Annotated in this window: 17 protein-coding genes; 4 read left to right on the forward strand and 13 right to left on the reverse strand. The window is 65.0% G+C overall.

All coding sequences use genetic code 11. From position 1 onward, the window contains the following. Positions 1-2: 2 nt before the first annotated feature. The 4 genes from IFT58_RS04405 to IFT58_RS04420 are packed head-to-tail and all read right to left on the reverse strand — an operon-like array spanning position 3 to position 3,083. A complete protein-coding gene (locus tag IFT58_RS04405) occupies positions 3-536 on the reverse strand; it encodes a pilus assembly protein PilP (protein WP_188326309.1) in 534 nt (177 codons plus the stop codon). After that, complete coding sequence (gene pilO, locus IFT58_RS04410) at positions 533-1,219, reverse strand: type 4a pilus biogenesis protein PilO (RefSeq protein WP_192094018.1); 687 nt, start codon at positions 1,217-1,219, stop codon at positions 533-535. Before pilO ends, IFT58_RS04405 begins: the two co-directional genes overlap by 4 nt. Further along, on the reverse strand, positions 1,216-2,025 hold the full coding sequence (locus IFT58_RS04415; RefSeq protein WP_192094019.1) for a PilN domain-containing protein: 810 nt from the start codon (positions 2,023-2,025) through the stop codon (positions 1,216-1,218). The genes pilO and IFT58_RS04415 overlap by 4 nt, the downstream gene beginning before the upstream one ends. After that, a complete protein-coding gene (locus IFT58_RS04420; protein ID WP_342029533.1) occupies positions 2,025-3,083 on the reverse strand; it encodes a pilus assembly protein PilM in 1,059 nt (352 codons plus the stop codon). Before IFT58_RS04420 ends, IFT58_RS04415 begins: the two co-directional genes overlap by 1 nt. A gap of 218 nt (positions 3,084-3,301) precedes the next feature. Here IFT58_RS04420 and IFT58_RS04425 point away from each other — a divergent pair, with 218 nt between their 5' ends. Together IFT58_RS04425 and IFT58_RS04430 are read left to right on the forward strand one after the other, a co-directional pair. Further along, positions 3,302-5,722, forward strand: coding sequence for a penicillin-binding protein 1A (locus IFT58_RS04425; RefSeq protein ID WP_192081560.1), 2,421 nt, complete (start codon positions 3,302-3,304; stop codon positions 5,720-5,722). 173 nt (positions 5,723-5,895) lie between these two features. Further along, the gene (locus IFT58_RS04430; protein WP_192094021.1) at positions 5,896-6,525 is read left to right on the forward strand and encodes a hypothetical protein; all 630 of its coding nucleotides are present in this window, start codon (positions 5,896-5,898) and stop codon (positions 6,523-6,525) included. A 22-nt stretch (positions 6,526-6,547) separates the two neighbouring features. Here IFT58_RS04430 and IFT58_RS04435 read toward each other — a convergent pair whose 3' ends face one another. The 7 genes from IFT58_RS04435 to IFT58_RS04465 form a co-directional block, all read right to left on the reverse strand. Then, positions 6,548-8,932 carry a YadA-like family protein gene (locus IFT58_RS04435; RefSeq protein ID WP_192094022.1) on the reverse strand — a complete coding sequence of 795 codons (2,385 nt, stop codon included), beginning with the start codon at positions 8,930-8,932 and terminating at the stop codon, positions 6,548-6,550. Positions 8,933-9,330: 398 nt separating this feature from the next. After that, positions 9,331-10,029 carry a pilus assembly protein gene (locus tag IFT58_RS04440; protein WP_192094023.1) on the reverse strand — a complete coding sequence of 233 codons (699 nt, stop codon included), beginning with the start codon at positions 10,027-10,029 and terminating at the stop codon, positions 9,331-9,333. 16 nt (positions 10,030-10,045) lie between these two features. Beyond that, positions 10,046-11,179: a CfaE/CblD family pilus tip adhesin gene (locus tag IFT58_RS04445; protein WP_192094024.1), complete on the reverse strand. Its 1,134-nt coding sequence runs from the start codon at positions 11,177-11,179 to the stop codon at positions 10,046-10,048. Next, entirely contained in the window at positions 11,176-13,884 is a 2,709-nt protein-coding gene (locus IFT58_RS04450) for a TcfC E-set like domain-containing protein (RefSeq protein WP_192094025.1), read from the reverse strand. Before IFT58_RS04450 ends, IFT58_RS04445 begins: the two co-directional genes overlap by 4 nt. Before the next feature lie 49 nt (positions 13,885-13,933). Then, entirely contained in the window at positions 13,934-14,446 is a 513-nt protein-coding gene (locus tag IFT58_RS04455) for a CS1 type fimbrial major subunit (protein WP_192094026.1), read from the reverse strand. 249 nt (positions 14,447-14,695) lie between these two features. Further along, complete coding sequence (locus IFT58_RS04460) at positions 14,696-16,654, reverse strand: asparagine synthase-related protein (protein ID WP_192081567.1); 1,959 nt, start codon at positions 16,652-16,654, stop codon at positions 14,696-14,698. Between the two features lie 73 nt (positions 16,655-16,727). After that, a complete protein-coding gene (locus tag IFT58_RS04465) occupies positions 16,728-17,561 on the reverse strand; it encodes a porin family protein (protein WP_192094027.1) in 834 nt (277 codons plus the stop codon). Positions 17,562-17,616: 55 nt separating this feature from the next. Between IFT58_RS04465 and IFT58_RS04470 the strand changes: the two genes are divergently transcribed. Together IFT58_RS04470 and IFT58_RS04475 are read left to right on the forward strand one after the other, a co-directional pair. Beyond that, complete coding sequence (locus IFT58_RS04470; protein ID WP_274603043.1) at positions 17,617-18,312, forward strand: response regulator; 696 nt, start codon at positions 17,617-17,619, stop codon at positions 18,310-18,312. Further along, the gene (locus IFT58_RS04475) at positions 18,309-19,640 is read left to right on the forward strand and encodes an ATP-binding protein (RefSeq protein WP_192094028.1); all 1,332 of its coding nucleotides are present in this window, start codon (positions 18,309-18,311) and stop codon (positions 19,638-19,640) included. Before IFT58_RS04470 ends, IFT58_RS04475 begins: the two co-directional genes overlap by 4 nt. 87 nt (positions 19,641-19,727) lie before the next feature. Here the strand turns inward: IFT58_RS04475 and IFT58_RS04480 are convergent, their stop codons facing one another. Next, on the reverse strand, positions 19,728-21,005 hold the full coding sequence (locus IFT58_RS04480; protein ID WP_192094029.1) for a citrate synthase: 1,278 nt from the start codon (positions 21,003-21,005) through the stop codon (positions 19,728-19,730). Between the two features lie 297 nt (positions 21,006-21,302). After that, a complete protein-coding gene (locus IFT58_RS04485; RefSeq protein WP_188326295.1) occupies positions 21,303-21,545 on the reverse strand; it encodes a type B 50S ribosomal protein L31 in 243 nt (80 codons plus the stop codon). Positions 21,546-21,636: the final 91 nt, after the last annotated feature.

The raw sequence follows: 21,636 nt of genomic DNA on the forward strand, positions 1-21,636 counted from the left end.
GATCATTGATCTTCAAGCGAGAGCGCGGCCGGCCGTTCCAGCCACCCGCCCGCGCCATCCGGCACCAGCTCAATCAGTTCGATGCGGTCCTCGAAGACCCCGGTTACCCGGCCATCGCTCTGCCCCATGTACACGCCCGGCCGCACCCGGTAGCTGACCTTGTCCGGCGCCATCACCACCGCGACGGTGCCCGGACCGGTGCCGAGGGTGCCGACCATGTCCAGACTGTCCAGCGGGAAGGCCTCGAGCGGCTCTTTCCGACGGTTCGGGTCCGGACGCAGGCCACTGCCCCCCTGCGGGTTGGCCCAGGCATCGGTGAACGGATCCCGCATGCCCTGTGCCGAGTATTCAAACGTTTCGAACTGCTGCATCACCGGCAACGGCTCGAGGGGCGGCGCCGGACGTGCACGCACGTCGGCCACCCACTTCTCCAGGTTCGGCGCATCGCCCGGCGTGCTGCTGATGCCGCGACCGCAACCGGCCAACAGCACCAGCATCATCAAGCCGATTCCACGCAGCATCCAGGAACGGGTCATTGCGCACCCCCGTTGGCGGCGGCTGTCTTGGCGGCGGCCTCCTTCTCCTGCTGCTCCATCTCCGCCTCGTCGAGGTAACGATAGGTCTTGACCGTACCGGACAGCTCCAGCGCGCCGGCGCGGATCGAGGCCGGATTGATGCCGGTCTTGGGATCCTTCGGCTTGAGGTTGATGTCGTGCATGGTCAGGATGACCACGCGCGGCAGCGAGGCCACGCCACTGACGAACGCACCGAACTGGTGGTAACTGCCCACCATGCGCAGCTTGATCGGCTTCTCGGCGTAGAACTCACGCACCTCTTCGGACTCCGGCTCGAACAGTTCGTTGACCAGGCCACTGGACAGCGCGGTCTGCGAAACGTCGATGATCAGGTCCGGCATTTCGGTCTTGCTGGGCAACTGGCGCAGCATCTGCTGCAGCACCTGCTCCATCTGACCGAGCTGCTGCTTCAGCGGCTCCAGGTTGACCGCGCGCCCCTGTTCCTTTTCGAACTCGGCACGCAGCTCGGTCTCGCGCACTTCCAGCGACGCCAGCTCATCGCGCTTGCCGCTGATCAGGGCGAACCAGGACACGGCCATGATCACCAGAGCGATCAGCACGCAGAAGACGATTTTCGCCTGCTGCGGCCAGTTGCCGATGTCGTTGAAGTCCAACTCGTTGAGGTTGATTTTCTTCTGGCTCATTGCGAGCGCTCCTGGCCGCTGGCCGGCGGTGTCTGCGGGGCGGCCGGGGTCAGGCGGCTGCCTGCAGGCGCCGGCGGTGCGGTAGCGGGTGCAGGGCCGGCGGCCGGAGCGGCCGGAGCGGCTGCATCAGCCGGTGCCAGCGGTGCCAGCGCAGCCGGATCGACCGGCGCGGGCGCCGTCGGATCCGCCACCGAGCCATCCGGATTGAGCGTGGTTTCTTCGCTCTGTGCCGGCAGCTTCACCTTCACCACGAACACATAAGGAAGCGCGCTGATGTCGGCAAGCGCGAGGGCCTTGTTGCCCTCCTTTTCCTTCTCCGGATCACGCGCTTCGATGATCGCCAGCTCCGGATTGGTCATCCAGCCGGACGTTTCCAGGTTGCGCATGTACGCCGACACGCGGGCATTGGACTGTGTCCGCCCCTCCAGGGTCAGCACGTCGCCTTCCTGCTTCAATGCGGTCAGCACGACGCCATCGGGGATGGTGCGTACCAGCGCGTCGAACAGATGGACCATCTGCGACCGCTTGGACTGCAGTTCCTCGATGACCGTCTTGCGCGCCAGCAGGCGTTCCTTCTGCGAATCAAGGCGATCGATCTCGGTGTTCTGCAGCTTCACCTTGTCGATCTCAGCCTGCAGGAAGGTATTGCGTTCTTCCTGGCCGCTGACCTGACGGTCGTAGTAGAACCACACCATCAGCGACAACAGCAGGCCGCCGATCGCAGCCATGCCCAACATTGCGTAGAACTCACGCTGGCGTTGCTTGCGCCGCTCGGCGCGCCACGGCAACAGATTGATCCGTGCCATCAGTCGAAGCTCCTCATCGCCAGGCCGGTGGCGATCATCAGCGCCGGCGCATCCAGGGCAAGCGCATGCGCCTGCACCTTCGGGCCCAGCGTCATCTGCGCCAAGGGATTGGCCACCACGGTCGGCACGCCCAGCTGCTCTTCCACCAGGTCAGGCAGGCCGGTCAGCGCGGCACAGCCGCCGGCCAGCACGATGTGATCGACGCGATTGAACTCGCTGCCCGCGTAGAAGAACTGCAGCAGACGGCTGATCTGCTGGACAGTGGCTTCCTTGAACGGTTCCAGCACTTCCATTTCGTAGCTTTCCGGCAGCCCGCCCTGACGCTTGGCCAGGCCGGCTTCCTCATAGCTCAGGCCGAAACGGCGCATGATCTCGTCGGTCAGCTGCTTGCCACCGAACACCTGCTCACGGCTGTACAGGCTGCGTCCCCCACGCAACACGTTCAGCGTGGTCATGGTGGCGCCGATGTCGACCAGCGCGACCACGCCGTCACTGGATACCGGCAGCTCGCTGGCGACCAGGGCAAAGGCGTTTTCGACCGCGAAGGCCTCCACGTCCATGACCTTGGCCATCAGTCCGCCCAGTTCCAGCGCCGACTGGCGCAGTTCCACGTTCTCCGAACGCGAGGCAGCCAGCAGCACCTGGACCATCTCCGGGTTGTTCGGGATCGTCCCGAGCACCTCGAAGTCCAGGTTCACTTCTTCGATCGGGTACGGGATGTAGTTGACGGCTTCCAGTTCGATCTGGGCCTCCATCTCGCTCTCGTCCAGATCGGCCGGCATCGGGATCACCTTGGTGATCACCGCAGAGCCCGCCACGGCGGCCGCTGCGTGCTTGGCCTTGCTACCCGAACGGTTGACGGCGCGACGGATCGCCTCGCCTACCGCTTCGACTTCCACGATGTTCTTTTCCACCACCGCATTCGGCGGAAGTGGTTCCACAGCATAGTGTTCCACGCGGAAACGATTGCCGCTACGAGAGAGCTGCAACAGTTTCACTGCCGTTGAACTGATGTCGACGCCTATGAGCGGCGACTGGCTTTTTGGGATGAGCCCCACGGTTTCTCCCCTGCCGACGGGCACTTGGACGCATCAGCTGCGCCCGCGCATTAATAACGTTTTTTTTGCAAATGGCAACCACGCGCCGTGAAGTCGTCTTCACAGAACGTCACACAACGGCGCGGCTTCCCCTTGCACTCCCCAGGACCGACCCCAGCCAGCCCCTTGTGTAATCTATACTCTGCGGCCATGAATTCTGCAATCGGAATCTGTCACCGATGACACGCCTTCGCCGCTGGCTGCGCTGGATCCTGGTCGTTTCGCTGATCCTGGCGCTGATCGGGGCGGCCGCTGCTGGCGGCCTCTATTACGTTGTTTCCTCCAAGCTTCCGGACGTGCAGACCCTGCGCGACGTGGAAATGCAGGAGCCCATGTATGTGTACGCCGCCGACGGCAAGCTGATGGCCGTGTTCGGGGAGACCCGGCGCACGCCGATCACCATGAAGGACGTGCCCGAGCGCCTGAAGCAGGCGTTCCTGGCGACCGAAGATGCCCGCTTCTACGAGCATGGCGGCGTGGACTACAAGGGCATCGCGCGCGCGGTCTGGCTGTTGGCGACCACCAGCGATCGCCGCGTCCCGGGCGGCTCGACGATCACCCAGCAGGTCGCGCGGCAGTTCTTCCTGAGCTCCGAATACAGCTACACGCGCAAGCTGGCCGAGATCCTGCTGGCACGGAAGATCGAGTCCGAGCTCAGCAAGGACGAGATTTTCGAGCTGTACCTGAACAAGAGTTTCTTCGGCAACCGGGCCTACGGCGTGGCGGCGGCAGGCCAGTTCTACTACGGCAAGTCGCTGGACCAGCTGGACCTGGACGAGATGGCGTCACTGGCCGGCATCCCGAAGTTCCCCTCGTCGGGCAACCCGCTCTCCAACCCGGAGCGCGCGCAGCAGCGCCGCGACAACTATGTGCTGCAGCGCATGGCCGACCTGCGCTTCATCACCCAGGCCGAGGCCGATGCGGCCAAGGCCGTGCCGATGCATGCCACGGCACATGAGCCGCCGGTGCAGGTCGATGCGCCTTACGTGGCCGAGCTGGTACGCCAGGAAATGATCGCCCGCTTCGGCGGGGACGTGGTCAACAAGGGCTACCACGTGACCACCACCATCAACGCCGAACTGCAGACCGCTGCCAACCTGTCGGTGCGCGATGGCCTGCTGGCCTATGACCACCGCCACGGCTGGCACGGCGTGGAAAAGCAGGTGGAGCTGGGCGCCGCTGACGATGCCGCCAGCCTGGCAGCGCACCTGTCCGGCATCAGCGCCCAGGCCGGGCTGCTGCCGGCGCTCATCACCGCAACGGCCGCCGATGGCAGTGCCACGGCGCTGCTGGCCAACCGCACCGAGGTCACCCTGCCCGCCGGTGCGGCGCGCTGGACCAACAAGACCCCCGCCAAGCTGGTGAAGCGCGGCGACATCGTGCGCGTGCGCGTGGGCGAGAAAGAAGGCCAGTGGCTGCTCGACCAGATCCCGCGCGGCCAGTCCGCACTGGTGTCGGTGGATGCCAACAGCGGGGCGCTGAAAGCCCTGGTCGGCGGCTTCAGCTTCTCCGGCAACAAGTTCAACCGCGCCACCCAGGCACGCCGCCAGCCGGGCTCCAGCTTCAAGCCCTTCATCTACGCGGCGGCATTCGACAAGGGCTACAACCCGGCGTCGATCGTGCTCGATGCGCCGGTGGTGTTCCGCGACCGCCGCGGCAAGACCTGGTCGCCGCAGAACGACGGTGGCGGCTTCCGCGGCCCGATGCGCCTGCGCGAAGCGCTGGTGCAGTCGCGCAACCTGGTCTCGGTGCGCCTGCTGGACGGCATGGGCGTGGACTACGCCCGCAAATACATCAGCCAGTTCGGCTTCGCCGAGGCAGAGCTGCCGCCCAATCTGTCGATGTCGCTCGGCACTGCATCGCTGACCCCGCTGTCGGTTGCCCGCGGTTATGCGGTGTTCGCCAACGGCGGCTCGCGCGTGGACACGTGGCTGATCGACCGCGTCACCGACCGCGACGGCGTGGAGGTGTTCAAGGAGAACCCGGCGATGGCCTGCCGCGAGTGTACGGGCACCAGCAACGGCCAGCCCGCCAGCCAGGTCGTGGACGGGTTCAACTTCGGCGCCGCTGCGGCACCGGTGGCAGCCGGTACCGACACAGCGCCCGCTGCCGTGGAAGCACCGGCCCCGGTCAATCCGGACGCACGCACGGCGCCGCGCGCGATCGACGCCCGCACGGCATACCAGTTGGTATCGATGATGCGCGACGTGGTCCAGCGCGGTACCGGCACCGCCGCGAAGGTGCTCGGTCGCGAAGACGTAGGCGGCAAGACGGGCTCGACCAACGACCATCGCGACGCCTGGTTCTCCGGCTTCGGTGGCCCGTATGCCACGACGGTGTGGGTGGGTCGCGATGACTTCCGTTCACTCGGTTACCGCGAGTACGGCGGACGCGCGGCGCTTCCGATCTGGATCGAATACATGCGCACGGCGTTGAAAGACACGCCCATCGCCCAGAACGAACCGCCGACGGGGATGGTCCAGGCCAGCCTCAACGGAGCGACCGAGTGGGTGAAGGTCGAAGACATGGATCGCCTGCAGGACTACGACCTGAACCTCAATGCCCCGCAGGCCGACGCCGCCGCATTCGATATCTTCTGAGGGCCTGACGTCACGCGCCGATGCGTTGCGTAGCGCCGAGCGATGCTCGGCGCGTGCCCCGCGCGGTGATGGAATCCGCCGAGCGTGGCTCGGCGCTGCCGAGCGGGCCAGTGCTCTACGCGCCGGTCACGTTGCCGGTGTACGCTGGCCCCAGGTCCCACAGGGGAACAGCGATGCACCGCGCACGCCCGCATACCGCCACGCAAAGCCGCGAGCGACGTCATCGGCTCGCCCACGAAGCCGCCCGCCTGATGGCAGAGAGCGGGATCGGCGATTATCACCAAGCCAAGATGAAAGCCGCCCACCAGCTGGGCATCCACGATGATGCCAGCCTGCCGCGCAACATCGAGATCGAAGCGGCCCTGCGCGAACATCAGCGGCTGTTTGCCGGCCCCGACCATGGCCGCCAGCTGCAGCTGCGTCGGCACGCTGCGCTGCGCGCGATGGAATTCCTGCAGGCGTTCTCACCGCGGCTGGTCGGGCCGGTGCTGGAGGGCACGGCCGATGGCAACAGCCCTGTGCAGCTGCAGTTGTTCGACGATGATGCCGACGCGGTGCAGCGCTTCCTCGACGAGCATGGCATCCCGGCCGACGTGCGGGTACGACGACTGCGGCTTGATCGCCACCGCAGCCTGGACGCACCGGCCTGGCTGTTCGAGGCCGAAGCGCTGACCTTCGAGCTGGTCGTGCTGCCCTACGATGCGCTGCGCCAAGCCGCGCTTTCACCCGTGGATGACAAGCCGATGCGTCGCGCATCGCTGTCCCAGCTGCGTCAGCTTATAGGTGACGCAGCTTCCCCGTAGTGCGGCCCGATCATGGGGGGCTTCACCAGCCTACGCCCACCCCCAGCCCTACTCCTCTTTCGCCGCTCTGGGTGAAGGCACCATGCAGGCTGAGCGTGGACGAACCCCGCTCGTTCAACACGCGCTGATAGCCCACCGCCAAGGCCGACTCGCCATCGGCATGGCCGATGCCTGCGCCGAGACGGTTGTAGGTCTGCAGGCCCGCCGTGTTCATCGCCATCGCGCTCTGCGCACTGCTCATCGCCACCATGCGGTTGAGGCGCCGGTCCATCCTCTGCATGCGCTGCTCGACACCGGCGACGGCGCGATCGGTATAGGCGTTGACTCGCTCCTGCAGTTGCTCCAGCTGGCGTGCATCCACCGGCGGCGATGACGCGGCTGAGCGGTGCTGCGCCGGCGGGGTCGGTTTCGGGCCTGCTTCCGCGGCTGCGGCAGTATCAGGGCGACCCACCTCCGCAGGCGGTTCGCTCTGGGCGCCATCGCGCGCCTGCTCATTGGCCGTTGCGGCGGCTGCCGATGGCTCAGCGGCGTCGGAAGGGTCCGTACGCGCTTGCAGCGAGTCCACCGCCATGCGCTGTTGCAGGCCGTCGATGCGCCCATCAAGCTGCTGCCGGACCGCGTGCAGCTGCCCGCCGTTGACCGCGTCGCGGCTACCGGCCGCAACCCGTCCGTCAGCGATATTGCCGAGCACCATCCCATTGGCACCGGCCAACTGCAGCTGAAGCTGTCCGTCACTGCGCAGGGCGGGTGATTGCTGAAAGACCGCTTGCAGCTGAGCTTCCACCCCGCCCAGCCGCGAGCTGCCATTGACCACCGCGCCATCGAGTGCGCGCAATGCCTCACCTACTGTGCGGTGCTCGTTTCCCTGCACCGTGTAGGCCGGGGCCACCACGTTGCCTCCGTTCATTCGTGCCCCGCCTCCCAGCGCCGCCAGCGCGTCATCGAGCTGCCCGATCGTAGCGGCATCATGTTCGCCCCTGCCGCGTGCCACGCTGACCAGCCGACGCCGCACTGCGTCGTTGCCGAAGGCAACCGTCAGGTCACTGTCAGCGCGCGAATACCGGCCGATGGCAACGCTGTTGGTGGCGCCGGCGTCGACCTGGCTGCTCATCCCGATGGCGATACCGCCCTCGCCTGCCACCGATGACCGCGTACCCAGCGCAAACCCGTCCGTTGCTCCGGCCACGACGTAAGACCCCCTGCCCAGTGCAACCGCGTTGGTGGCCAGCGCTTCAGCGCCGTAGCCGATCGCTACCGCACCTTCCACGTCGCCGCCGAGCGATGCGACGGCACTTTTGCCCAGTGCAAGTCCGTACTGACCCGCCTCGGCCGGCCTTTCCTCACCGCGCACGCCGATAGCGAGAAAGCGGTCATTCGTCGCCAATGCATCTATGCGCTGGTTGGTAGCAAACAGCTGCGCGCCATTGATCGCGTCGGTGCTTCGTGCAGAGCTGGCATCCCCATCACGCACTCCCGTGATGCGCGCGCCCCCCACGTCGACCACGCTCATATCCTCGTTGAACCGGACCATGCCCCCCAGATCACGATCGAACCCCGCGAAGTCGGTGCGCAGCTGCTCCAGTTGGACACGGTGTTCGGCCACGTAGCCGCCTTGTGTGCTGAGTTCCCGGTTGGTGCGGTACAGCTGCTGCCCGGTCACCGCGTCCGTACTGCGTTCACTCAGTGCACCATCGGCCACATTCTGGATGGTCCTGCGTGCGCCGCTGCCGTTGGCGATATCCAGCAGCGTGCCGCTGTTGCCGCGGCCAAGATACACCGCGCCGGCAGGTGTGCTGTCGCCTATCAGACCGCCTACATGGTCCGCCTTTTCCAGCGCCATGCCAGCGTCGCGGCGCGCAACCTCGGCGTGGCGCGAGGCCATCAGCGCCTCATGCCTGGCTTCATCGACACGCTGCTCGGTACGGAACAACTGATTGCCCGTCACGACCTCCGTACTGCCCTGTTTCACCTCGCCGTCGGCAACATGGACGATGCGGCGCTGGTTTTCGTTGGTGCCCACCGATACTTGATGGCTGCCACTGGATCGTGAGTCAGCGCCCAGCACGATAGCGTCTTCGTGCTCCGAGAGGGCGCCACTGCCCAGTGCAATTGCATTGCGTACGCTGGCCCTGGAGGCATTGCCCAGTGCGATGCTCCCCAGCGCGGTCGCCATGGCGTCGCGGCCTACGGCCGTCGCCCTTGATTCCGCTGCCCTTGCCCCATGGCCGATGGCCACATTGAACTCAGCGGAGGCCTTCGCCCCGTACCCCATCGCCACACTGTAGTTGCCCGCCTCGGCGCTGCTGCCAATGGCAACCCCTTCGACGTCCGCCCTGGCACCCCTGCCCACTGCGGTGGCATCGGTGAGGGCAAAGGTGCGGAATCCTACCGCCACGGCCCTGTTCAAGGCAGTCGCATTGCCCCCCACTTCGACCGCTTCACTTGCGGCTCGTGGTACGGGCAGATCGGCGGCGACAGCGGATGCCCTGCGGTGAACCCCGTCCGCTGTCCTGCACACGGCTTCCCACTCTGCCGCCGCTTCACCTGACCGCGCGAACGGGCTGCCTCCCCCCGTCCCGGGAATGAAAGCAGTCAACGTCTGCTGCTGCCACCAGTCCAACGGTGGCTCGCTCATTGCGTAGGCGCCCGCATGCGGTGACAGGCCTGCCGTCAGCAACAGCACCACCGTGATGCGGCGCCGAGACAGTGCGGCATGTCTGCGAGTTGCCGGTACGTTCTTCATTGAAATTTCTCGAGAAAAAAAGAGAGACACTCCCGCCACGCGGGACGTCCCACAGGTGGGGGTCAGGGCGAAAGCGTGGTGGTGTGTTCGCGATACCCATCGCGACTAAGGCGGTAGCGCAGCTGGAGCTGATGTCCGGGCGTCGGGACGAAGGGCAGTTCAAGGCTGCTGCCTGGATAGAGGCTGCGGGACACGTCGTGGGCCACGCAGCGGGTCTGCTCGCAATCGGCAATGCTGGTGATGCCCAGCCGTAGCGTGCCGGTATTGGCCAGTTGCCTGCCATGAAGCTCCACCTCGACGCGACCGTTGGTGGGCAGCACATTCACCAGCGCCCCCCACACCAGACTGACGCCGACCTTGGCCTGTGGGTTTCCAGGCAGATCCATCGCATTTTCTTCCGGCGCACTGACGCCTTCGAAGTACACCCGGTAAGCAGTTTCGTGGCTGACGGGCTGCAGCGGAATCAAGCGGATCAGCCGGTTGCCTCCGCCTGCCAAAGCGAACTTGCCGGGCGTCGCCACGATGGCCGCTGCATCCAATGCAACGTCCACTTCATGCTCGCCTGTCCCGGCGGGATCGATGATCCGGCGCAACGACGCCTGCACATACTGGGGCTGCGGGGACTGCGAATAGACGCGGATCTGCGCGCCGCGTTTGCTGTCTACCGAGGTCCGCATCGGATGCACGGTCAAGTTCGCGTGCGCGGGCAGTGTGGGCAGCAGCAACAGGATCTGCAGGACGGCGTAACGACTTCTTTTCATCGAGGGTTCCCCTGGTTCATGGATTCGAGGCGGGCACGGTCATTTCGACCTTCAACCCACCGCTGTAGAAACCGGGCAGCTTTTCCGTCACGAGGAAGGACGGCGTATTGAACGTGAGCGGCGTGGGCACGCAGTAGACCGGCTGGTTCATGCCCGGCAGCAGAACCAGCCGCAACCGCGCGACATCGATGCCGGACAGCTGCTGGGTCACGCCGTTGCGCAGGACCAGGCCTGCACCGGCGTGGTCCAGGGTCACGGTGTAATCCAGGCGATCGCGCACGCTGTGGCCACCGTCCTGGTGCCAGACCGAGAAATGGCCGTCAGGCGGTGGCTGCGTACCGGTATCGCGCACGGTGATGTCCAGGTAGTCGCTGAGCGAGCCCAGCCCGTCGTAGAGGCACATGTCCAGCCTGCTGCGCCCTTCCAACTGGTCTGTTATCGGGTCATAACGCAGATTCAGCCCCACGCTGGGACGGGTGCGGTCGAACTCGGGAAAGTAGATGGCCACCGCGTCGCGGTCGGTAATCGTAAAATCGAACATGAAGGTATAGACGGCGAGGGCATGCTGCGCGGGCGTATTGAGTGCAAGCTCCAGCGTCGCGCTCCACTTGCCCGCCACGAGCCGTTGCAACTGATCAGCTTGAATCTCCAGCTCGACACCGGTGCCGACCGGACCGCTCCCCACACAGAGACTGCTTTTGGAGGTCGACAGCGGACGGGGCTGCTGCGACCAGTAGCTGGAGTGGCATCGGTCGCTGGCGTCTATCCGGCGCAAAGCGCCCACAACGTCGATCTCGACCCGCGTCCCACTCCGCCGCTCGGTGAATCGAACGGCCACACGGCTGCCCGTTCCTGCAGCGTCATCGCCGGTATCTTCGGTGGCGCACCGGCCATAGGCCGCGTCGGAGCGGGACCTGCAGGTGAAGAACAGTGCCCCATATCCGCCGGTTCCGTCCCAGCGGTGGCCGGCTACCTTGAGTGGCAGTACCTCGATACTGGCTGGCGGCGTGGAACGGTCCCATCCACGGCCGATCAGTACCGGCCCGAAATTTCCAGGCTCTACCTGTTCTGGACGACTCTGCGCATGCGCCTCAGCCAGGCTGAGGGCGGCCGCTGCCAGCAGGACGATGCACCTTGGCCAGACGCTCATCGGTCAATCCCCGCCGCAGCGGCCTGTGCGGTCTCCACGATCAGCGACTGCTCGCGCAGCAGGCGGTTGACCCGTGCCTGGCTGCGGACAGCGGCCGGCAGCTGCGAAACGGTGATGGGGACGCATTGCACAGCGCCCACCAGCAGCACCACACTGCGCCGCTCACGTACCTGCAGAGGACACTGCAGCACCTGGTGGGTCTGCAGCAGATACAGGACCGTTTCGCGCTTTGCAAAATCAGCCACGAAGTCACCGTTGCTGCCCGTTCCCGGCACCGGCGCATTCAAGATGCGCGCACCGTGCACCGGGTTGCCGGCGATGTCCTGCGCATTGCCGATGAAGGTATAGGTGATCTCCAGCGGGATCGGCATGTGCAGCAGGCGGCCGGGCGCAAGGAAGAACGACTGTGCACCGCCGCCCGTGACACGGACGCTGGCCGGCACGTCCCATGCGCTCGCGTCCTGGACCTCGGCACGGTGCTGCTGATAGCTGGCCAGCGACAGCAATCTGCGCTCACCCAGCCGCAATCGTTGCCGCTGCAGCCCACTGACCTGGAGCTCGGCGGCCAGCCCGGTCAGCGGCAGATCATGGCTGTCGTCCACTGCAACGGCCAGACCGGCGTCAGCGCCATACATCCCGCTCCAGTACAGTCCGCGTGAGCCAATGGCGAAGCTGGAACTGTGCGTGGCGCTGTAGGTCAGTTCGTTGCGACCGCCCTGCTGATGACGTGTCAGCACCCCACCGCTCTGGCCCATGTCATTCTGGAACTGCGCGCCAAGCGATGCGCTGTAGCGGCTGCTGTTGTCTGCACGCAGCTGTACGCTGAGATCACGTTGATGGGCATCGTAGATCTGCCGCAGGTCGCGGCTGATGCTGTAGCTGGCATCCGGTCTGGCGTGCGCAGGTTGACGCAGGTCCAGCCCATGACGGGTCTGCACGCTGCGTTGGTCGCCACGCTGCAGCCGACTCAGGCTGAGATTGAGATACACACCGTGGTCGCGCTGGCCGCGCAGATCACCGTCGGTGTGCTGACGCCAAACACCGAACCGACTGGATACGGTGAAGGCCTTCCAATAGTCACTGCGGCTGAAGCTGCCCTGCCAGCTGCGGCTCAGTTGCACCCCGCCGAACGTATCGGGCGGCAACGGCGGCAGCAAAGGCTGTAACGGATCATCGATGATACCGACCTGGTCGCGGCCCGGCCGCCAGGTCTGGCGCCGGGTAAAGGCCAGGTAAGCGCTACCGCCGGCCACTGGCATTGCGACCGAGGCGCTGAGTGCATCGGCACATCCCAGCCGATCCAGTGCGGCGCGTGGGGAGTGGCAGGTGACGCTGCGCATGCGCTGCTGATGGAGATTCCACGAAGCACGACGGCGGAAAGAAAACTGGTGTTGCTGGCCCCGGCTGCCATCGCTGCCCTGCATGGCACTGAACACACCACGCAGTTCCTGCGTAACCGAGGTGTGGCGCCATTCCAGGCGCAGCTCGCCGAAGGCCGATCCTCCCAGCTGCATCGCACCGGCATTGAGCGCGCTGGCGCGGCCGATCGGCACGCGCAGGCCTGCCATCATCACCCGTTGGTCAGCGAACGGGTCGCTGTAACGCTCGTTGCGGCGCCCGCCCTGCACGAACCATTGCAGGTCCTCATCGACAACGCCGCCACCCTTGTCGAACGGCGCGTCCTCGGTGCGTACCAGCACGCCATCTTCGTAGATGCGCAGGCTCACGTTATAGATGCCGAACGGAAAATTGCGCGTATCCAACTCATTGATGCCGCCTTGTAGATAGAAGCTCTGCAGCAGGCGGTCGCCGTCGAAGGCATCCACGCGTGCGTCGCGCGCCAGCAGCACGGTCAGCGGTGCCGCCTGGATGACGGTCTGCGCGTCCACATAGGCCTCTGTGGTACCCACCCGCAGCCCCTGGAAACGATCGAGCGGCAGCATGCTGAAGCTGAAGGTGCCGCCCAGCGGACTGGACAGATTGCGGCGATCCATGCGCCCGCCCTGAATGTAATGGCGTGCACCAAGGTCGTGGCGGTAGTACGCATTGTCGAATTGCACCTCGCGCGCGCTGCGATCGCGATACACCTGTTGGCTGGCGTTCCACGAGGCCGACAGGTGGCCGTGGTCGAACAGGCCAAGCACACCGGCGCCTTGGCCGGTGAAAGCGCGGTATCGGCGGCCGCCACTGAGGTTGAACATCTGCTGGTGCAGAAACGCGTTTTCCGCGTTGCTGCTGACTTTGTGGTGGCGTTCGTGGGCAGGCTCGGTGGCAAGCCAGTGCGGTAACACGAACAGATCCACCGTCCCTTCATTTTCGTTGTACAGCGCGCGCACCGACGTGCGGTCTTCCGGCGGCGGCAGGTAGCCGCAACCGGGAGCAGGTACGCCATGAAGGCAGGCCAAGTGGCTGTTGCGTGGCAGGGCCAGAGACAGTGCCGCGCGCAGGCTCTGCTGCGCTTCGATCGACAACCCCAGTGCCTGCAGAACCTCCTCCGGTGCTTCCAGCTGGACGGTGTCCAGAGTGATGTGCACGGGCGACGGTCCGGCCGAGCGCCCATACAGGCGGACATCGAGCGGCTCGGTGCGGCTTTCCGCGATATCTTCGAAACCGGGGGGGATGCTGCCTGCGCCCGCCGGCGGGCTGCCCGAGGCCAGGGCGAGTGCAGTCGCCAACCGGGCAAGGGCCGGTACGGAGCTGGTCACGATGCTTACCTGAAGAGGCCGGCCCTGATCAGGGCCGGCCGTGAAAGGGTCAAGGTGCGACCGTCAGCTGGGTCAGCACGATGCTCACCACGCCTTCGTACAGACCCGCCGCAGTGATGGGTGCACTCCCTTCCTGCCCGATGCGCAGCGGCATGGATACGGATGCGCCGGGGAGCGCGCCATCGAACAGCTCCGATGCAGTGAAGTTACGATCGGTCTCGAGGTTCCGGCCATTCAACTCGACAGCCAGCTTGATCTCCTTCGCGCCTGTTCCGGCAACCACAGGACGCAGCTCGGGCGTGCCGTTGACGCGTATATCGACGTCCTTGGTGATGTCATTCGAGAACACGCGTACTTGATGCGACCAGGCGCTCAACGTACCGGTAGCCGGATTGAACGGCAGCTCCGCCTGCAACGGCAGCACACTGCCATCGGCCGAGCGCAGTGCCAGTGTGGTATCGATATCTGCCCAGACCTTGATATCTGCCTGCGCGGCCTGTGCCGTTGCAACAGCGGACACCAAGGCCAAGGCAAGCAGCGCCCTGCTTCCATGAATGCTCATGCGGTTCTCTCTCCTGTGGGGTTTCAGGCAGTTCGCCTGGAGTCAAATGCGCCACGAGTACTGCGGTGGCGGCAAGATGATAAGCACCACAGGAAATTACCGATTGCAGGAAAGTTGCAGATGCCGTAATGCAGCGCAGAAAAACACGCTGCAGAACAGGATGATGGTTGACTGGACGCGGTAAAAAGACCGAATTCTGCCAGTCGCGCACATCGCTACTGGTGTAGATCAGGCCCTACCTGCCGGGAATCAATGCGACCGCAGATGATGCTCGTACCAGGCCTGGAACATCAGCACCGTCCACAGCAGCGGATGCCATCGACGTTCGCCGGCCAGGAACGCACCCCAGATCCGTCTCACCCGTGCCTCATCCAACAGACCGTGCGCCTGCAGCGCAGGCAGGGACAGCAGCGCTTCCGCCCAGGGCCTCAGCGGACCCGCCAGCCACGTGGCGATGGGGGGGCCGAACCCCCGTTTTGGACGATGCACAAGTTCGGTGGGCAGGTAGCGGCACAGCGCCTGTTTGAGCACCCACTTGTGTTCGCCATGACGAAATTTGAGCTCATGCGGTAGCGCCCATGCATGTTCTACTGTTTGCTGATCAAGCAGCGGCGAATACACCTGCAGCCCGGTACTGGCCGCTGCGCGCTGGGTCTTGACCAGGATGCCATTGCTCAACTCCATGGCGAAGTCCAGGTACTGCACCTGATCGGCAGGCTGCACATTGCGCAGTGTGCAGCCGGTATCGTCGTACAGCGTGCGCGGCAGCACGGCGCCCTTCACCATCGCCGCCGGGTCGCGCCAGCGCACGGTACGCAGCAGGAAATGATGCCGCACGTCATCGCTGGCCACGTTGGCCAGCAAGGCCGCCGCGCCACCCAGCCGGGGCTGCTCGGGATCACCCCGCAGCCTGCGCCGAGCCAATGCCCGCACGCAGGCGGGCAGTGCCTGGGCCAGCCGTGCGTTGCGCACGGCCCGCACGTGCGCCCCGTGACCAAACCACAGTTCATCGCCCCCATCACCGGTCAATACGGTCTGCCCCCGCTCCAGCTGCAGGCACGCCTCCAGCGTGGGCAGCTGCGACGCATCGGCGAAGGGTTCACACCACACCTGCGGCAGCTGCTGCACCAGATCGCGTGCACGCTGTCCATCCAGCAGGGACGAGCTGTGGTTCACCCCCAGCACGCGCGCAACCGCATCGGCCCAACGGCGCTCATCGTGTCCTTCGTCATCGAATCCGACGCACACCGTGGTAACCGGCGTGGGGCTCTGCGCCTGCAGGACCGCAGCCACCATCGAAGAATCCACGCCCCCGGACAGGAACGCGGCGCAGCCGGGAGTTCCGCCAACGCGTGCCACCGACGCATGGATCCGACGATCCAGTGCATCGACTGCATGGGCCGGATCGATCACGTCGCGACGCGCTGCCGAGGCCTCGTAGACCTGCCCGGCATTCCAGTAGGCACGCTGGTCCACGCCGTGCAAGTGGCCGCGTGCGCCCAGCCGAATGCGGGTTGCGTCCAATTGCAGCATGCAACCGGCACGAAGCTGGAGCACCCCGGCGAACATGCAGTGGGGCGCAGGCACGTAGCCATGCCGGAGATACAGCGCAAGCACGTTGCGGTCCACCCGGCGCTCGAACGCGGGATGGCGGGACAACATCCCTGGCTGGCTTGCGAACAGCAGCATTCCATTGGTCAACGCGTAGTACAGCTGACGCTGGCCTGCGCGATCGCGGAGCAGGGTCACGTGGTGCCGTTCGCGGTCATACACGGCCATCGCGAATGCCCCCTCCAGCTCGTTCACGGCACGCTGCACGCCCCGCGCATCAAGGACGTTCAGCCATGCGTCCCACACGTCCATGCAGCCTTGCTGCGCCTCCTCCCCGTTGCCTCCGTTGGCTGGCGCGCAGGAACTGACCAGCACGCCATCCAGGACGCTTACGTAGCGACCGGACGGTGAGATGCGTAATGCACGGACGCCCGCACGCACCTGCCCGGACATGGCAATGCCGCGCAACGCATCCTGCCAGCATCCCGCGCCATCAGACGACGTTGCATCGTGGTCGTTGCTCCGGTGTCGTGCCGCCATGCGCGCCACCTGCGCGTGCAACGGCACCGAGCGCTCATCCAGTACCCAAGCGCCGGCAATGGCAGCGCCCGTCGAAGGGTGAAGCACCGGGCCTGCTTGTGTGTGCGTGGGCATCATGATCCATTCCGTGCGGGCCGTACCGGCAGGTGCCGGAAAAGCGGGGCCACGCCATCGGCGCAGCCCCGCAAGCTCAGAAGTTATAGCCGTAGGAAACCATCACGCCAGAGGAGACCAGCTTGTTGCGACCTAGTGCCTTGGCCACTTGATCGTTGCCTTTACCCCGAAGCGTGGTCCACTCGGTGCGCACGAAGCTGTTCTCGCCCACATGGAAGTTGGCACCGACACCGAACTGCGTGGCCAGGCCGCTGCTGCGCGCCTTGCCGATGGCACTACCGGCCGTCGGGGTAAAACTGGTGTTCATGCGGCCCACGCCAGCACGACCAAACAATTCCACGCGCTCGCCCACCGGCATGATCACCAGGCCAGAAACGGTGTAGGCGCGGGTGTTGAGCGACCCGACTTCCCCGTTCGACTTGGCGTCCTTGCTGCCGTTGCGGGAGGACTTTTTCTTGCTGTTGCCGGCCTGACCATGGACATTGGTTTCAACTGCAAAGTAGTCATTGAAGCGGTAGCCACCACCGACGGTGTAGTTGAACTTTCCGGTGCCCACTTTCTGCTTGCCTTGATTGAGGTCGATCTTCTTGCCATGCGCCTCGGTCTTGGTCTTGCCCAGGCCACCGACGGCGTAGCCACCGGAACGGTCCTGCACATCGGCCCATGCGGCGGCGGGTGCCAGTGAAAGTGCAACGACAGTAGCGATCGGGGAGAGAATCTTCTTCATCTGCGACTCCTGGTTGATGCGTTGGTTGGAGCCGTCATGATGGAGACCCGGCTTCGCGGTTTCCTCAGCGCAACTGTGTTGGTCGCGTACGCAATTGCGACCGTGTGTGACCGCGTGCAACCGGTAGGAGAATGGAATCTGAACCATCGGTGCGGCGGCAGGTGCCGTGTCGCTATTGCCCATGCCATATCGTCAGAGAGCTCCGCAGCATGAGGCTTTGATGATGACGAGCATCCCGATGTCACGCTTGCTTCTGGTTGAAGATGACGACCGCCTCGCCGCGCTTGTAACGCGCTATCTGATGGGGCATGGATTCGATGTACAGCGCGTGGACTGTGGTGAGCAGGCCATCGCAAGCATCCAGTGCGCCCCGCCGGATGTGGTGCTGCTCGACCTGGGCCTTCCGGATATGGATGGGCTGGATGTATGCCGCCGCGTGAGGGCGCAGTACAACGGCGTGCTGTGCATCTTCAGTGCGCAGGCCGATGACATTCAGCAGGTACTGGGACTGGAACTTGGTGCAGATGACTACATCACCAAGCCGATCGAGCCTCGCGTGCTGCTGGCGCGCCTGCGTGCCCATCTGCGTCGGCAGACATCGGTGCCGGCAGCACAGGACGACGTTGCGCTGGTGTTTGGACAGCTGCGTATCGAGCCGGATAGCCGCGATGTGCATCTGAGTGGTCAACCGGTGGGTCTGACCACGGCCGACTTCGATCTGCTGGTGCTGCTGGCCCGCAACCCCGGCAGGATCATCGATCGTGAGACGTTGTTCCAGGGACTGCGCGGCATCGGCTTTGACGGCATGGACCGCTCGATGGATGCGCGCATCTCGCGCTTGCGCCGCCGTCTTGGTGATACCGAACCCGACCCGACCCGCATCAAGACCGTACGCGGCCAAGGCTATCTGTTCAGCCCGGCGGCATGGGAATGACCCCGCCCACGCGCCTGCGCGGACGCCTGCCCCTCTATATCCGCTACTGCGCCGCCTTCGTGACTGCACAATTGGTCCTGCTGTTCACCGGCACGATGATGTGGGAGCGTTGGACCGATGACACGCATGACCAGTCGATGCGTTACGAGGTGGAGGGGACCCACGCCCTGATTGCCCAACGGCTGTTGAGCCACGATGCGGGCGACCGGATGAAAGAGATGGACGCCTTGCAGGCGGTATTCGGCTACCCCATCTACCTGCGACCACTGGATCAGGTGCAGGCACTCGTCCCTGAAAGCGAGCGGAGCGCGCTGTCGAAGGGCGAAATCATCATGACCTCGCACGGCGCCTACAGCAACCAGCGCCTGGGCACTACCGACCAGGCCGTCACCCTGGTCCGCTTCGTCGACACGCTGCCGGACCTGTCCGAGCTGCACGCCAGCGAGGTGCTCTACCTGTTGGGCCTGTTGTCCACCGTGGTGGCCGCCATCGCGCTGCCCTTGTACTTCCTGATCCACCGACTGTGGCATGACGTGCATGTGCTGCACGACACCGTCCACCACCTGCGGGCCAACGCGTTCGACCACCCCATACCTGCGCTGCGCACCCACCTGCTTCGTCCGCTGGGGCGGGCCCTGCAGGATATGGCGCAGCAGATGCGCACGCTGCTGGACGGGCAGCGTTTGATGGGACAGGCCATGGCACATGAGCTGCGCACGCCGATCACACGCCTGCGTTTCACCGCCAGCCTTGTGGAAGAGGCCTGTGCAGCGGACGACAGTGGCGCGCACGATCTGCTGCGCGAGATGCAGGCCGACCTGCAATGGCTGGAAGACCTGACGTCGGCGGGGGTGGAATATGTCCGCTTTGGCCGCATGCCGCTGGTGGAGTTGAATTGGGTGGAGATGCCCGGCCTGCTGCGCTCGGCCGCAGCCAACTTCATGAACCAGAAGGGGCCGCGCCTGCGATGGGCATGCGCACCCGGCGTCGGTGTACACGCCAATGCCATTGCACTGGAACTTGCCGTGCGCAACCTGCTGGGCAACGCAGTGCGCCACGCACGGACCGAGGTCAGGGTCAGCGCGGAGATGCGCCGGGATGGGCTGCACCTGCGTGTGGACGACGACGGCCCGGGCATCCCGCCCGCACATCGCCAGGACGTGTTCACGCCCTACGTCCGCCTGAGCGAAACGGCAGGTGGATTCGGGCTCGGCCTGGCGATGGTGCGTACCATCGCCGAGCGCCACGGCGGTCGCGTCGATATCCACGACTCGGCCTTGGGCGGCGCCTGCCTGACGCTTTTCCTGCCCCGTCACGACCGCCGATGAGGCGGCCACCTGCGTGTCATCCACCGTGCGCCAGAAAAAAGAAGCCCCGCAGTGCGGGGCGTTCTTCACTACGAGGTCGCTGTGTGATCAGCCCTGGTAGTCGCGCACGTCGCTACCGGTGTAGACCTGGCGCGGACGACCGATCTTCATTTCCGGATCGACCTGCTGCTCCAGCCAATGCGCGACCCAGCCGGAGGTACGGCCCAGCGCGAACATGACGGTGAACATCTCGGTCGGAATCTGCAGCGCCTTGTAGATGATGCCGCTGTAGAAATCGACGTTCGGGTACAGCTTGCGGGCAACGAAGTACTCGTCCTGCAGCGCTGCCTGTTCCAGCTTCACCGCCACGTCGAGCAGCGGATCCTGCACGCCCAGCTGCTTCAACACCTTGCCCGTCATCTCACCGATGACCTTGGCGCGCGGGTCGAAGTTCTTGTACACGCGGTGACCGAAGCCCATCAGGCGGAAGCCGGAGGTCTTGTCCTTGGCCTTGAGCACGGCGGACTCGACGTTGTCGGCCGAACCGATCTCTTCCAGCATCTTCAGCACGGCTTCGTTGGCACCGCCGTGGGCCGGACCCCACAGCGCGGTGACGCCCGCGGCGACCGACGCGTACGGGTTGGCACCGGTCGAACCGACCAGGCGAACCGTCGACGTCGACGCGTTCTGTTCGTGGTCGGCGTGCAGGATGAACAGCAGGTCCAGCGCCTTGACGACGTCCTGGTTCAGGTCGTAGCTGCCGTCGGCGGCTTCGAAGGTCTGCTTCAGGAAGCGGCTGACGTAATCCAGCGAGGTATCCGGCGTGTTGGCCGGCAGGCCCTTGCCATGGCGGTAGATCAGGGCCGACAGGGTCGGCACCTTGGCGATCAGGCGCACGGCGGCCTGGCGACGCTGCTCGGCGTCGGCCAGGTCCAGCGACGCGTGATAGATACCCGACAGCTGCGCGATGGCGGCGGTCAGGATCGCCATCGGATGGGCATCCTTGGCGAAGCTGCCGATCAGCGTGTTGATCGACGCGTCGACGGTGGCTTCAGCAGCCAGTTCTTCGTTGAATGCTTTCAACTGGGCGGCGTCGGGACGCTCGCCGTTGATCAGCAGGTAGGCAACTTCGACGTAGCTCGACTTTTCCGAGAGCTGCTCGATCGGATAGCCGCGATACAGCAGAACGCCCTTGTCGCCATCGATGTACGTGATGGCCGACTTGCAGCTTGCGGTGGCAGTGAAGCCGGAATCGTAGGTGAAATACCCCGTTTCCTTGGTCAGCTTCGAAATGTCGACGCAGTCGTTGCCGAGAGTGGGTTTGATGACCGGCAGAACGACCGACTTATCGCCGGCGTTGAGCGTGACCTGATCAAGATCGGACACTGTGTGCGCTCCTTCAAGGGGAAGGCGCCTGCCCAAGCGCATTGGTCAGGCACGTGAATGACGTCCACGACCTCTGCCGCGGATGGCGCCATTATCGCACAGCAGCATTTTCACGGGGTTAGACGGAAGTCGTAGATGAAGTGATCGTCGCGGCGTAGCCCCCGCCTACGGGCATATCACCGCATCACGGCTGTACGGACGCAGCGTTCCAGCACCATACGGTGAGGCGGGCCATACGCCGGAAAGCAAACGGCCGCGCAATGCGCGGCCGCTGGCCCAAGCATGGAACTCGACGTATCAGCGCGCGTAACGCTTCTGGAACTTGTCGATACGGCCGGAGGTGTCGATCACCTTGTGCTTGCCCGTGTAGAACGGATGCGAAGCAGAAGAGATTTCGACCTTCACGAGCGGGTACTCGTTGCCGTCTTCCCACTTGGTGGTTTCCTTGGCGCCCATGGTGGAGCGGGTCAGGATCTTGAAATCGGAGGTGACGTCATGAAAGACGACGTCGCGGTACTCGGGATGGATATCGGCCTTCATGGGCTCACACCGTAAATATGGGTAAGGGAAACGCAAGAGCGGCATTATAAGCCCCGCCGCCCCTGGGGGCAACCTGCCTGATGGCGGGGGC

It is taken from the genome of Stenotrophomonas sp. CFBP 13718 (genome assembly GCF_014842145.1).
Classification (GTDB): domain Bacteria; phylum Pseudomonadota; class Gammaproteobacteria; order Xanthomonadales; family Xanthomonadaceae; genus Stenotrophomonas.